General features: G+C 45.7%; 12 protein-coding genes and 1 pseudogene. 8 read left to right on the top strand and 5 right to left on the bottom strand.

What is annotated here, in order from left to right; genetic code table 11:
- Nucleotides 1-319 precede the first annotated feature (319 nt).
- Nucleotides 320-589: a hypothetical protein gene (locus tag QWZ04_RS17420; protein WP_290329535.1), complete on the top strand. Its 270-nt coding sequence runs from the start codon at nucleotides 320-322 to the stop codon at nucleotides 587-589.
- A gap of 126 nt (nucleotides 590-715) precedes the next feature.
- On the opposite strand, the gene ggt is transcribed toward QWZ04_RS17420, so the two are convergent.
- A complete protein-coding gene (gene ggt, locus QWZ04_RS17415) occupies nucleotides 716-2,473 on the bottom strand; it encodes a gamma-glutamyltransferase (protein ID WP_290329534.1) in 1,758 nt (585 codons plus the stop codon).
- A gap of 254 nt (nucleotides 2,474-2,727) precedes the next feature.
- On the opposite strand from ggt, the gene QWZ04_RS17410 reads away from it, so the two are divergent.
- Nucleotides 2,728-3,087: a VOC family protein gene (locus QWZ04_RS17410; protein ID WP_290329533.1), complete on the top strand. Its 360-nt coding sequence runs from the start codon at nucleotides 2,728-2,730 to the stop codon at nucleotides 3,085-3,087.
- 38 nt (nucleotides 3,088-3,125) lie between these two features.
- Nucleotides 3,126-3,206: pseudogene (locus QWZ04_RS23500) on the top strand (Mobile element protein); the annotation flags it as partial.
- Nucleotides 3,207-3,289: 83 nt separating this feature from the next.
- Here QWZ04_RS23500 and QWZ04_RS17405 read toward each other — a convergent pair.
- From QWZ04_RS17405 to cra, 3 genes are all read right to left on the bottom strand, one after another.
- Nucleotides 3,290-4,225: a spermidine synthase gene (locus QWZ04_RS17405; protein ID WP_290329532.1), complete on the bottom strand. Its 936-nt coding sequence runs from the start codon at nucleotides 4,223-4,225 to the stop codon at nucleotides 3,290-3,292.
- Nucleotides 4,218-4,952, bottom strand: coding sequence for a fused MFS/spermidine synthase (locus QWZ04_RS17400; RefSeq protein WP_290329531.1), 735 nt, complete (start codon nucleotides 4,950-4,952; stop codon nucleotides 4,218-4,220). The genes QWZ04_RS17405 and QWZ04_RS17400 overlap by 8 nt, the downstream gene beginning before the upstream one ends.
- Before the next feature lie 213 nt (nucleotides 4,953-5,165).
- Nucleotides 5,166-6,146, bottom strand: coding sequence for a catabolite repressor/activator (gene cra / locus QWZ04_RS17395; protein WP_353958864.1), 981 nt, complete (start codon nucleotides 6,144-6,146; stop codon nucleotides 5,166-5,168).
- A gap of 331 nt (nucleotides 6,147-6,477) precedes the next feature.
- Between cra and fruB the strand changes: the two genes are divergently transcribed.
- From fruB to QWZ04_RS17375, 4 genes are all read left to right on the top strand, one after another.
- Nucleotides 6,478-7,608, top strand: coding sequence for a fused PTS fructose transporter subunit IIA/HPr protein (fruB, locus tag QWZ04_RS17390; protein ID WP_290329530.1), 1,131 nt, complete (start codon nucleotides 6,478-6,480; stop codon nucleotides 7,606-7,608).
- Between the two features lie 11 nt (nucleotides 7,609-7,619).
- A complete protein-coding gene (gene pfkB / locus QWZ04_RS17385) occupies nucleotides 7,620-8,591 on the top strand; it encodes a 1-phosphofructokinase (RefSeq protein WP_290329536.1) in 972 nt (323 codons plus the stop codon).
- A gap of 11 nt (nucleotides 8,592-8,602) precedes the next feature.
- On the top strand, nucleotides 8,603-10,360 hold the full coding sequence (gene fruA / locus QWZ04_RS17380) for a PTS fructose transporter subunit IIBC (RefSeq protein ID WP_290329529.1): 1,758 nt from the start codon (nucleotides 8,603-8,605) through the stop codon (nucleotides 10,358-10,360).
- Between the two features lie 161 nt (nucleotides 10,361-10,521).
- Nucleotides 10,522-11,715 (top strand): multidrug effflux MFS transporter, encoded by a 1,194-nt coding sequence (locus tag QWZ04_RS17375; RefSeq protein ID WP_290329528.1) that lies wholly within the window; start codon nucleotides 10,522-10,524, stop codon nucleotides 11,713-11,715.
- A gap of 19 nt (nucleotides 11,716-11,734) precedes the next feature.
- Here the strand turns inward: QWZ04_RS17375 and QWZ04_RS17370 are convergent, their stop codons facing one another.
- Nucleotides 11,735-12,412, bottom strand: coding sequence for a Crp/Fnr family transcriptional regulator (locus QWZ04_RS17370; RefSeq protein ID WP_290329527.1), 678 nt, complete (start codon nucleotides 12,410-12,412; stop codon nucleotides 11,735-11,737).
- A 199-nt stretch (nucleotides 12,413-12,611) separates the two neighbouring features.
- On the opposite strand from QWZ04_RS17370, the gene QWZ04_RS17365 reads away from it, so the two are divergent.
- The gene (locus tag QWZ04_RS17365) at nucleotides 12,612-13,415 is read left to right on the top strand and encodes a methyltransferase domain-containing protein (protein WP_290329526.1); all 804 of its coding nucleotides are present in this window, start codon (nucleotides 12,612-12,614) and stop codon (nucleotides 13,413-13,415) included.
- Nucleotides 13,416-13,417 lie beyond the last annotated feature (2 nt).

Genomic DNA, 13,417 nt, shown 5'->3' with positions numbered 1-13,417 from the left:
AAGAGCATGACAGAATCGATTGGTACTTATCCCGTCAAGATCCCTCAGTAATGACAAAACTCGTAATGCTACTTATGCACTATGCAAAATGAGACCACTCTAAATCTGGTATTGAAGTGGAATTGACGGAACAGATCCCCTAAGTACAATTTGGTATCTGTCCATACTGTTACCTTAAGTACTATTTGGTGTATGTTCATGTTGTTACGACGTCAGGGGTTGTTGTAGTCTCGGCACAAAGTGTCATTAAAAACAGTAATACGATCACCAAAAGTTGATGCTCATTGAGAGCGAACACTACTATTTCCGAGTTAATATATTGAATAAAATCAAAGTACTGGAATCGATAGCGAAACTGACACTGCATGTTATTTTAGTTTCAGTGCTATCTGCAGGCGTAATTATTTGGTCGATGGGCATCGTGCCGTTCGATGACCCGTATCTTTCTAACGCCGAGTATGAAGCGTTGGGAGCCAAGCAAGACTTAGTCATTGCTTGGGCAAAATCAGGCGCGCTATTTTTCTATGCGATTGGCGTGTACTTACACCTCATACGGCCTTTCAGGAAAAAGAGTGCCTTAGCTGACTAATGGTGCTTTATTTGGTTTAGGTTCGCGTTGGGTACGCAGATCAATATATTGAAGTCATCACCCTATTAACCCACTACCTTGTTAGAGTGCTCGCACAAGGCAGTGAGTAAAAAAGAGAATTATCCCCTATTGCCCAATCGCCGCCCCCTCGCGACGAGGATCGGCAGCGCCTTCTAGGCCGTCTTTTGTGAGACGAATCGCGTGTAAACCTGAGTTAAGATCGCGAATGTTGACCTTAAACCCCATCTTTTCTAGTTCAGGTTTGAAGCTTTCCGCCGATGTGCCTTTTTCCAGATCTAACGTCCCAAAGCGGTTTAGGAAGTGCGGCTGATTGATGGCCTGCTGAATATCCATGTCCCATTGAGTATGAGCAATAATGGCTTGTGCCACATAGCCTATGATACGGCTACCTCCCGGAGAACCAATCGCCATGTAAGGTTTGTCGTCTTGCATGATGATGGTCGGTGCCATCGAAGAACGTGGACGCTTACCCGGCTCAAGACGGTTAGCAATAGGCTTGCCATCATTGTGCGTTTTAAATGAGAAATCCGTCAGTTCGTTGTTGAGTAGGAAACCTCTCACCATAAGGCGTGAGCCAAATGCGTTCTCAATGGTGGTGGTCATTGAGACGACATTGACATCGCTATCTACAATATTGAAGTGACTGGTGGAAGGCAGCTCAATAGAAACATCTTGGCTTCTTTGCATTGCATGATCCCACGGAGGCGTGCCAGAAGGCGCGCTGTCTAATGCTTTACCTGCGGTAATTAACTGGGCACGTTCATGCAAGTAGTCCGTATTGACTAACCCTTTTGTCGGCATTGGCACGTAGTCTTGGTCTGCCATGTACATGCCTCGGTCTGCAAAGGCTAGACGAGACGCGTCTGCTAATACCTGCCAAGATTTTGCGTCGTTGGGTCCCCACCCTTTTAGGTCAAATTTCTCGGTCATCGCTAAGATTTGCCCAACCGTTAAGGCACCTGAACTTGGTGGCCCCATGCCACAAACTTGGTAACTCTCATAAGCGGAACAAACAGGCTCTCGCTGTTTAATTGAATACGCGTCTAAGTCTTTTTGCGCCAATACGCCCGGGTTCCCTTTCGCAGTTTGTACCGTATTGATGATGTCGGCCGCGATCTCGCCTTGATAGAAGGCTTTAGCCCCGTTCTTCGAGATAGCGTCTAATGTCGCTGCGTATTCAGGATTCTTAAGCAGCGTCCCTGCTGTTTTCGGGCTGCCATCGGCATTAAAGAAGTAGGCTTTGGTCGTTGCAAAGCGGCTTAGGCGCTTTTGGTCATTATCAATTAGGGTTGCTAAACGCGGGCTAATGGTAAAACCGTTTTCAGCCAGTTGAGCGATGGGCTTAATCAGCGACGACCACTCTAGCTTGCCGTATTTCTGGTGAGTATCCCACAGCAATTGCACCGTGCCCGGCGTGCCAACGGAACGACCGCCAACAACGGCATCATAGAACTTCAGCGGTTGTCCATTTTCGTCTTGGAATAAACGGGGGGTTGCATCAAGTGGTGCGGTTTCGCGGCCATCGTAAGTTTCGAGCTGCTTGCCTTTACCATCAAAATAAACAAGGAATGCCCCACCGCCGATACCTGATGACTGAGGTTCTACCAAACCAAGCATAAGTTGTACGGCAACCATCGCATCAATGGCGTTACCACCACGAGCGAGTACATCCGCACCCGCTTGTGTGGCCAGCGGGTTGGCTGCGGTGACCATCCAATCGTTAGCTTTAACGAGTTGCTTGGTTTCTAACCCACTGCTTTGTTCGGGGGCGACGGAATCGGCTACTTGATTTGCCCAACTGACGTGAGAGGCAAAAATTAGGGTAGAAGTGGCGAGGGTTGTTAGTTTTGTTTTCCACTGCATGATCTTCTCCTTTTAAAATGCAGAGCTAGATTGGCAGTGGCAATAAAATTAAGCAAGCGAGTTGTTAACAAATTGTAATCTTAATTCGAATTTAGATAAGTTATGATCATACAGATAATCAGAGAATACATCCGTTGCCCCACCGTATGGTGTTGCTAGTAGTAATCCATAATCAGCACCATCACTCATGACAAAAGCTGTCAGTCGAGCCTGCTATGCTGGCATTTCAATTCCACTGACCTTAAGAGCTCCCTATGTTCTCACTCGATTCAATCGTCTTATATGTTGAAGATGTCCAACGTAGCATGGCGTTCTACGCTAAAGCTTTCAACTGTGAACCTAAGCTTCTATCTCCGACGTTTGCCGCGCTGGACTTTGCCAGCAACGTTAAAATCACACTCAAGCAGACTGATGCACTGACTCCGGCCAGTACAGTTAAAGGCGGGGGAACTGAGCTTTCTATCCCCGTCACAGACAAAGATGAGCTTGATTCTCTATTTGATAAATGGAGCCAGCAAGGGGTTGAGTTTGCTCAAGAACGTGAAGAATCTGTATATGGCATTAACTTTGTGGCCATCGATCCTGACGGCCACCGTATTCGAATATTTTCTTAACTCGAATTAATAGGTGATGATATGCATATCAAATTACCTGTACTGGGTACTTTTGGGAAGGTCGCTTTAAAAGCCAAGCATTGCTGGATGAAAATGCCTTAGCGGCTGCCATGACCTATTGAGCGAAAATAGGCGAGAGGATTCAAATTTCCCTTCGCCTTTTGTTTGCAAATGAAGACGGGATTAACCAAGGTCTGAGCGCTTAATTACTGGCATTCAATAAATTGGCTGGCGAATATTGATCGGTTAATACCCTGGTATTGCTGTCCCAATCCTGTGCATCTTTAGTAGATGAAAACAGTTGACTTAGCATTTGTAGATCAACATCCATCGGTGCAACTTTATCTTTCAAGACCGCTATACGTTGTTGCAATTTCTTAGTTGTCGCTGGGGATGAAAATTCCAACTCTTGTGCGGTTTCCCAGTTCTTAACCAGGATTACTCGGTTTTGGTTATCGTCAAAGCGTACATTGTAAAAATGCCCGAATACTGATTGATAAGTCGCGGATTCATGCCCGTACAATTGACTACTGACAAAGGTGTTTGCGGTAAGGACACCATTTGGCGATAGGAGAGACTTTGCTTCCTGCAAAAACTCCTCAGTGAGAAGGTGGTCAGGAATGTAGTCTCCATTGTAAGCGTCGAGGATCACCCAATCATATTGCTGTTTTTTCAACAAAGCCCGCTTAATGAAAATGCGCCCATCTTGAGTGTATGACTTTATGTCATCGCTTTCGTAGAAATCAAAGTAGTCTCTTGCAACCTTGACTACCGACGGGTCAATCTCAACATTATCGATTTGTATGCTCGGATAAATCTTATGCAGCGCATTCGACATGCTTCCACCACCTAAGCCTATAACAAGTACATTTTGTGGATCGTCGATGGTGAGTAACGCTGAGAACAATAATTTGGTATACACAAAATAGAGCCGTTGTGGATCACTCTTATACATACAGCTCTGAGTAAGCGCTTTGCTCTTGTTGTTGAACTTTAGACAGCGCACGTCGTCGATATCTTCAACAACGATATCACGATAGAGCGAGCGTTCTTGATGAATCACTTCCGCGGTTACGGGTGACGTAAAACCTACAACTAAACAAGCGGCTGCTGTGAGAACTTTGTTTCGTTTAAACATCCTGTCGCCTCGCATCGCTTTCAGAGTCCATGGTTGTGAGTTTGAAAGTATGTAGCCCAATAGCGCCTACCCCGAGTAAGACAAGCAAACTACTGAACGCAATAATGATCGTATTTACCTCAAACCATAGGATGAAGTAAAACGACGTCATAATCGTCCCAAGCGCACTGCCAAGGGTAGAGACAAAGTAAAGCGCACCTGCGACTTGACCACTTTTGTGGTGGTTTTCCACCAAAAGCCGTACAGAGTAAGGAGATATCATGCCTAAGATAATGGTAGGAATAAAAAAGAGAGCAACGGAGGCAAGCAGTGAACCATAGCGGCTATCCTCCACTGAGAGAAATATCACTTCCATAATCGGCTCTGCAAGCAGCCAAATTGGGGTAACAGTGATACCCGCAATAACGAATATCAATCCGTATGTTCTCAAGCTAGGGTTACGAGTAGAAAGCCTCCCTCCAAGCAAATAGCCAAAGGAGAGACTCAGCATAAAGACGGTAATGATACTACCCCAGATATGAACACTAGAACCAAAGTAAGGTGCTAAGATCCTTCCGCCCAATAATTCAATTCCCATGATTGAAAATCCACTGGAAAAGGCGAGCAGATAAACTAATGGGTTCTGCCATAGCTTTTTGGCTGGCGTTAAATCTAGCTCAGCAGGCTGAGCGAAGTTATCTGAATATTCCGTCATTTTATTGGGGTCGCCATTGGTTGAAATCCACATCCATGTTAATTCATCATAGCAATCTACTTTAGATTTTTCGAGAAGTCGGTGGCGGCCTTTTTTACGACATCGAGATAAACGACCTGCAAGAGTCGACGCATTTATCCAACATGTTCGTCATTGGAAAAGCCGTCTAGCACATTGATTTGAAACCGACTCATCGCACTCAGCAGTGCATTGCCGTTTGTTCTGATTATCATGTGAGCCAGAGCTCTACGCCCGAACCCGAATCTTCCTTGGCACTAGCTCAATACCCGCTTGATAGCGTTTTGCGGAGGCATTCAGTGCCAAAGCTAAGGCGCTGTCTGCGATCACTTCAAACTGCTGGGGCAAAGAGTTCACTTTGGTTGGTAGAAAGTCCAATAAGCGGTTATCACCAAAGGTTGCCAGTTTAACGGTTTGCATTAATTCAGGCTTTTCTACCAATACATCTAATACCCCTTCTAGCAGAGTATATGAAGTGGTAACAATAGCATCAGGCACGGTATTGTTCGCCAGCCATTGTTGCAAAACCGCCTTGCCCTCTTCGGCGTTAAAATGCTCACCATAACCAATTTTAGCTTGTTTATTTTGCGCTTTAATCGCGGATTCAAACCCTTGCTGACGTTCACGTGAAATGTTCAATTCAGGCAGTGCGCCTATCAGCCCAATGGTTTTTACGCTGTCACTCATCAAAGATTGGGTGAGTTCAAACGCAGCGCTGAAATCTTCGCTGAGTACGCAAGAAAAGTGCTCGTCGTCTAACGGACGGTCAATGGCAATCACCGGAGTGCCAGAGTTTTGCAACTTTAAGTAGTACTCGCTGGCGTTGGGTATGGCACTGGCAACAAACAGCGCATCAATGCGCCTACTTACTAGTGCCTCGGCCACTTTGATTTCGGTTTCTGGTTCGTCATCTGAGCACCCTATCAGGATTTGATACCCAGCTTTACGTGAATTTTGTTCGAGCAATTTTGCTAAACGAGCGTAACTGGTGTTTTCCAGATCGGGAATAATCAAACCAAATGAACGGCTATTGCCAGCACGAAGTGACGAAGCCGCATGATCAGGACGGTAGTTATGTTGCTCCACCACGGCCATGACTTTTTGCTGCGTTTTTTCACTGATTCGGTACTTTTTAGCCTTACCGTTAATGACATAGCTGGCTGTGGTTTTAGAGACTCCGGCCAGTTTTGCTACTTCATCTAATGTCATATGTACTGCCTTTATTGGGTTTAATTTTGTGCGGCGGATCATAGAACGATAGATTTGATCCTTTGATAAGTTGAATTATACGCTGAATCGATTCAGTATAAAAGCTGAAAGGATTCAGCAAAACAGTAAAAGGTGTGACTAGTCACATAACCAACCAAGGTAAATGGTACATCTCACTCTAATTTAGATGAGAAAACGGTTTGCTGAATTTTTTTAAACCAAATGCTGAATCGATTCAGTTAGTACTTAAAGCAGCGTTGAGCAACTTAATAGCCGAGCTAGCTGAATCGAGATTTACCCCATTACGCAAGCGAATACGCAAAGAGGCCACATGCTGACATTAACTCAAAACGACATCACGATGCGCCAATCAGCATCCGACAAATTCGAGGCAATCAAACACATCGCCAAAGACTTAGCCGAGAAGAATTTGGTACAAGCCGGTTACGTTGAAGGCATGTTAAACCGAGAGAATCAAAACTCGACTTTTCTTGGCAATGGCATTGCTATTCCACACGGTACAACAGACACACGTGGTTTAGTAAAACAAACGGGCGTGACGGTTCACCATTTCCCACAAGGCATTGATTGGGGTGAAGGCAACCTAGTTTACATTGCGATTGGTATTGCGGCTAAGTCTGATGAGCACCTTGGCATTCTAAAGCAGCTCACCAAAGTGTTGTCTGCTGACGGCGTAGAAGCCCAACTAAAAATGGCCGCTTCTGCTGCTGATGTCATTGCACTATTAAATGGCGAACTGCAACTTGAAGCCGTTTTTGATGCCTCACTCGTGCAGCATTTATTCCCTGCAAGCGACATGATTCAAATGACGGCGGTCGCAGGTGGTTTGTTAAAAAACACAGGCTGTGCCAGCAACGATTTTGTTGCTGATTTAGTAACTAAATCCCCTACTCACCTAGGCAAAGGGCTTTGGCTAATTGGCAGCAATAAAGGCGTGACTCGTACGGGTGTTTCTTTTGTTTCTACCGCTAACGATTGCGAGTTCGATGGGGTTCAAGTGAAAGCCTTAGTGGCATTCGCAGCATGTAATACCGCTCACCAATCCATCTTGCACACTCTGAGCCAATTGGTTTTTGAAGGCAAACAAGAAGCGATTATTACAGCGAAAACCGATGCGCTGATTGCATTACTTAAAAATGAAGCAGCTCCTGTTTCAAGCGCTGGCACCACAGCCACGTTTAAGATTAAAAATACACACGGCCTGCATGCTCGCCCTGGTGCGATGCTTGTCGCTGAAGCGAAGAAGTTTGAGTCCACCATTCAAGTGGCCAACATCGATGGCGAGAACAAAGCCGTTAATGCAAAAAGCCTGATGAAAGTGATCGCGCTTGGCGTGAAACATGGCCATCAGTTGCAGTTTACCGCAGAGGGTGCCGATGCCCCGCAAGCCATTGAAGCCATTGGCAACGCCATTGCATCTGGCCTAGGTGAAGGACGCTAGAAATGAAAGCGATGAACAACAAAGCGCAAGCTAAAGTCGTCACTATTACGTTAAACCCAGCGTTGGACTTAACGGGCAGTATTGATGCGCTTAATGCAGGTTCAGTAAGCCTAGTGAACAAAGGCTCACTTCATGCCGCGGGTAAAGGCGTTAACGTTGCAAAAGTTCTGTCTGAACTCGGCGCAGACGTTACCGTGACTGGATTTTTGGGCCAAGACAACCAAGAGAAATTTGTTCAACTGTTTGACACTTTGGGCGCAACAGACCGCTTTATTCGCGTTGCAGGAGCTACACGAATCAATGTGAAACTGGTTGAAGAAAATGGCCGTGTTAGCGACATCAACTTCCCTGGTGTCCACGTAGACTCTGAAGCCATAACGCAATTTGAACACACGTTATTTGAGCTAGCAGACGACCACGAGTACTTCGTTATTGCAGGCAGCTTGCCTAATGGGATCTCGCCTGAATTATGCGCAAGCTGGATCGAAAAACTGCACCAGTTAGGCAAGAAAGTGCTATTTGATAGTAGCCGCGATGCGCTAGCTGCAGGGTTAGATGCCCACCCATGGCTTATTAAACCTAACGATGAAGAGCTCTCTCAATTCGTTGGCAGCCACTTAGAAACGCCGGAGCAATGCCAACAAGCAGCTCAAAACCTTGCAAGTAAAGGGATAGATAACATCGTGGTATCGATGGGTGCAGACGGCGTGATGTGGCTCAACAATAATGAATGGCTGCGCTGCGCACCACCAAAAATGAACGTAGTGAGTACCGTTGGCGCTGGCGATACGTTAGTCGCTGGGCTGTGCTGGGGCCACATGCAACATATGGAAAAAACAGAATTGCTCACATTTTCTACCGCATTATCTGCGCTTGCTGTTTCTCAAGTGGGCGTGGGACTGACTAGCCAACAAGAGCTAGACGACGTGAAAAAACAAATCCAAATACACACGCTAAGCCAAGCGGCTAGCAGTAAGGACTAAGGGTTAACATTATGAATATTGCCATTATTACCGCGTGCCCAAGTGGCGTCGCAAACAGCATTATCGCAGCAGGGTTGCTGGAACAAGCCGCTAAAGCATTAAACTGGACCGCATCGATTGAATGCCAGTCTAGTGTGATGCCATCTGCCCCACTTTCTACCAATACCATTGATGATGCAGAGCTGATCGTTATCGCGGCAAACACGCCAATTGATACACACCGTTTTGTAGGAAAGAACGTCTACCAAGCTGATATATCCGCTTGTACTGAAGACGCAAAAGCATTTTTGCAACTCGCTGCCGATAACGCTGAGATGCTAAGTTCTGATAAAGCCGTAACATTGGGGGCGAACTCGCAAGCGCTGAGTGCTGAAACAGCCACGGCAACGAAGAAAATTGTTGCCATTACCGCTTGCCCTACTGGTGTTGCGCATACTTTCATGGCCGCTGAAGCGCTAGAAAATGAAGGTAAACGCCTAGGCCATCAAATCAAGGTTGAAACTCGTGGCTCTGTTGGTGCGAAAAACCAGCTAACCGATCAAGAAATTGCCGATGCCGACCTTGTGATCATCGCAGCCGACATCGAAGTGCCGCTGGATCGATTCAACGGTAAGAAGCTGTACAAAACAACCACCAGCCCTGCGTTGAAAAAGACGGAACAGGAAATGGAAAAGGCCTTTGCTCAGGCAAGTGTGTACCAGCACACGGGCAAGGCTTCTGACTCTTCATCAGAAGAAAACAAAGGTATCTACAAACACTTAATGACCGGCGTATCTCACATGCTGCCTGTTGTTGTGGCTGGCGGTTTGATCATTGCACTTTCGTTTGTATTCGGCATCGAAGCGTTTAAAGAAGAAGGCACACTGGCCGCATCCTTGATGACCATAGGTGGCGGTTCAGCATTTGCTCTGATGATCCCCGTTCTTGCTGGTTTCATTGCCTTTTCAATTGCTGACCGTCCAGGTTTAGCGCCGGGTCTGATTGGTGGCATGTTAGCAAGCTCTACAGGTGCCGGATTCTTAGGTGGTATTGCCGCAGGTTTCATTGCCGGTTACTCCGCTAAGTTAATTGCAGACAAAGTACAACTTCCTCAGTCGATGGAAGCCTTAAAACCCATTCTTATCATTCCATTTATCGCGAGCTTGTTTACTGGCTTAGTCATGATTTATGTGGTCGGTGGCCCTGTTGCTAGTGTTATGTCGGCGATGACGGACTTCCTGAACAACATGGGCACGTCTAACGCGATTCTACTGGGTGTGATCCTTGGCGCTATGATGTGTTTCGATTTGGGTGGCCCAGTAAACAAAGCAGCGTACACATTTGGTGTGGGTCTATTGGCTTCTCAAACATACGCTCCGATGGCGGCAATTATGGCGGCGGGTATGGTTCCGGCTCTTGGTATGGGTCTTGCGACTTTCCTTGTAAAAGACAAGTTTGAAGCAGGCGAGCGTGAAGCAGGTAAAGCCTCTTTTGTTCTGGGTCTTTGCTTTATTTCTGAAGGTGCAATTCCATTTGCAGCCAAAGATCCAATGCGTGTTATTCCTGCTTGTATGGCCGGTGGCGCATTAACGGGCGCGCTTTCTATGCTGTTTGGCGCACAACTGATGGCTCCACACGGCGGTTTGTTTGTTCTGCTTATTCCAGGCGCAATCACGCCCGTGCTTATGTACTTAGTCGCGATTGCCGCAGGTACAGCTGTTACAGGCTTTGGTTACGCTGCGCTTAAGAAAATGGGCGACGCAAAAGCTGAAAAAACAGCTCAAGCTTAAACAAATAAGTTAACTCCTACCCCCACTTCCTATTTAGAAGTTTAGGATGCTCGGCACCTCCACAGTGAGGTGCCTTTTTTGTGTTCAGATATATAACCCATTCAATTTACCTGCTAATGTGGATCATCTATTGAGTTCATATCTGTAAAAGTCACGCTTTCATGCCAACAAAGATAAACGTCAAAACCATTCTACTTGCTTGCCTTATCATCAGTATTGGCCAATTAAGCATGGGCTTAGTCTTTCCGTCCCTTCCTTGGATCGCGAAAGATTTCGGTATTTCATTAAACGAAACACAATTGCTTGTAAGTATTTATTTACTTGGGTTTGGGCCATCTCAATTCTTGTACGGCCCCATTTCCGATGCACTAGGCCGTAAAAAAGTGCTCTTGTTTGGTTTACTGATTGCGCTGGCAGGCTTGGTGATGATCATTATATTTAGAGACGACTTTGAGGGCATGGTACTTGGCCGATTTTTGCAAGGGCTCGGAACCGGCTGTTGCGCCGTGCTCGCGCGCGCTTCAACCCGAGATAACTTTAGTGGAGCACAGTTGCCCATTGCCATGTCTTATATTGCGATGGCCGCTTCCATCACTCCGTTAATGGCGCCGGTCATTGGTGGGTTCATTAACTTTCATTTTGGCTGGTCAATGGTGTTTATTTCGCTGTTCGGCTACGTGGTCATTGCTTGGATCGCCATTGCGATATTATTTAAAGAAACCATAAAACACACCTCTGCTATTCCTTCACCCAAGAAGATGGCTCATCAATACTGGCAATTGCTCTCATCAAAATACTTCATGAGTTTTGCAAGCATCAGCTGGCTTAATTTTAGTTTGATGATCACCATCGTTTCGGTGATGCCCTTTATCATGCAAGACCAAATTGGCATGACATCAGACGAATACGCGATGTGGGCATTAATCCCTGCCGTGGGCATGTTAATGGGCACCACAATTTGTAACCGTGTTCGCCCTTTAATTGGCTCCAAAAAAATGCTGCTTTGCACTCCTGTACTGCATTTGGCAGGGGCGATTTGGCTGTTTTTCTGCCCGGTAGAACCGTTTCATTTGATGCTTGGTCAGTGGTTGATGATATTGGGTAACGGCATCGCGCTTCCCTGCGCCCAATCTATGGTTATGTTGCCATACAAAAAACAAGCAGGTGCGGCGGCGGCCATGTCTGGCGGAGGGCAAATGATCGTTTCATCTCTTGTCAGCATGTCTTTAGTGCAATTAGGGCTTAACCAAGCTTGGCACCTGTCTATGGTGATTATGGTCTTTTCTCTGATTACGCTTATCAATATTCTGAGAGGATTTGCTGAAGCAGACAAGCTAGAAGATGTTCATTGTTGAAGCCAAATGGCATGCTTATTTAATGCCGAAATATCTCAGACGTTAAGTCAACAGAGCGACAAAGAGATGGAATATCTGGTAAGGTAATTTGGTTACCGGCTTCAATCATATAGCCGTCAGTTTTGAGTTTTTTTATCGCACGAGAAAGGGTTTCTGGCGTCATTCCTAACTGAGTAGCCAATAGCTTTTTTGTTACTGGCAAAGACACTTTACCTTTGGTTGCTACTTGAGCACGATAAAGCTCCGCCAACTTCATTACCAACCTCTGATTCGCGTTCACCTGAGTTAATATGTTCAACGTACTCATTAAGTGACAGATCTTATTACTCATGTAATTCATTACTTTCAAAGACACCTCAGGAGAGCCTGAGAAAACACTCAGAACGTCTTCGTAATCAAAGCCGAGTATGTCTGTATCTTGCTCTACACGAGCACTCATAGGGTACTTTCTTGGCTCCATAAACATGGCCATTTCAGCAATCAACTCCCCTGCTAAGAACACTTTAAACAGTTTTTCATCGCCATTTGGCATCAGTTGATAAAGCGTAACTTTTCCTTTTTCGATCAAATACATGGTCGTCGCGTTATCACCTTTATTGAATAATTGTTCACCCGCGACACATCGGATCGACACTTTCGACTCAAACAGTTTTTCTTTCTGATCGGCATTTAACAAAGAAATTATGGAGCACGGCATTTTGGCCTCCTTCAGCTTGATAATTATCAAGCACACTACTGCTTACAAGCTCATACAATACAAATGATAATCATTATTACCCCCTAGTCAACAAATACGGAGCACTTATGGACAGTATCAGTCATGCATTTCGGTTAATCAGCCTTTTCGCGATACTCGCCATCATGGTGCCCATTATTCTTTTCGCGTAGGAGTATCTATGTCTGAAAATCTAGCAATGCCAAATGAAACGAGAGAAACATCAAAAACACCGGGCCACTGGGTTCTCGCTCAATTAGGTAAGAAAGTACTTCGCCCCGGTGGCAAAGACCTTACCTTGAAAATGCTGAGCAACTTAGCGATTACTCGCGCCGATAACGTTGTAGAGTTTGCTCCAGGAATGGGATACACCGCTCGCTTGTGTTTAGCGAAATCTCCAAATACCTATACCGCAATTGAGCAAAACGAACAGGCCGCCAATATTGTCCGCTCTTACTTGACTGGCAATGAACAAATTTGTCATGTCGGCAGTGCTCAAGAAACTGGATTAGAACACGCGCAAGCAACCGTCGTTTATGGTGAAGCTATGCTCACCATGCAGTCAGACCCCAAGAAAAATGACATAGTGGCAGAAGCGGCTCGTATCTTAGCCAATGGCGGCCGATATGGTATTCACGAACTGTGTATTTCCCCTGATGGCATCGATGACAATCAAAAGCGTGTCATTCAAAAAGACATTTCTGAAACCATTCAACACCCAGCCAAACCACTAACCCCTAGCGAGTGGAAACACTTAATGGAAGCTAACGGTTTCGAAATTGAGTTTGAAGCGGTCTCTCCAATGCACTTACTTGAACCAAAGCGCATGATTGATGATGAAGGCCTGTTCGGTTTCTTAAAGATCGTTAAAAACCTACTCACTAAGCCAGAAGCAAGAAAACGTGTGATAGGGATGCGATCAGTGTTTCGTAAACACAAAGACAACCTATCCGCCATCACGCTTGTAGCAAAAAAGGTAAAGTAGCT

The sequence above is a fragment of the Vibrio tapetis subsp. quintayensis genome (genome assembly GCF_030409945.1).
Classification (GTDB): Bacteria; Pseudomonadota; Gammaproteobacteria; order Enterobacterales; family Vibrionaceae; genus Vibrio; species Vibrio quintayensis.
Note: the sequence above shows the minus strand (reverse complement) of the source record. Positions and strands in the feature narration are given on the sequence as shown.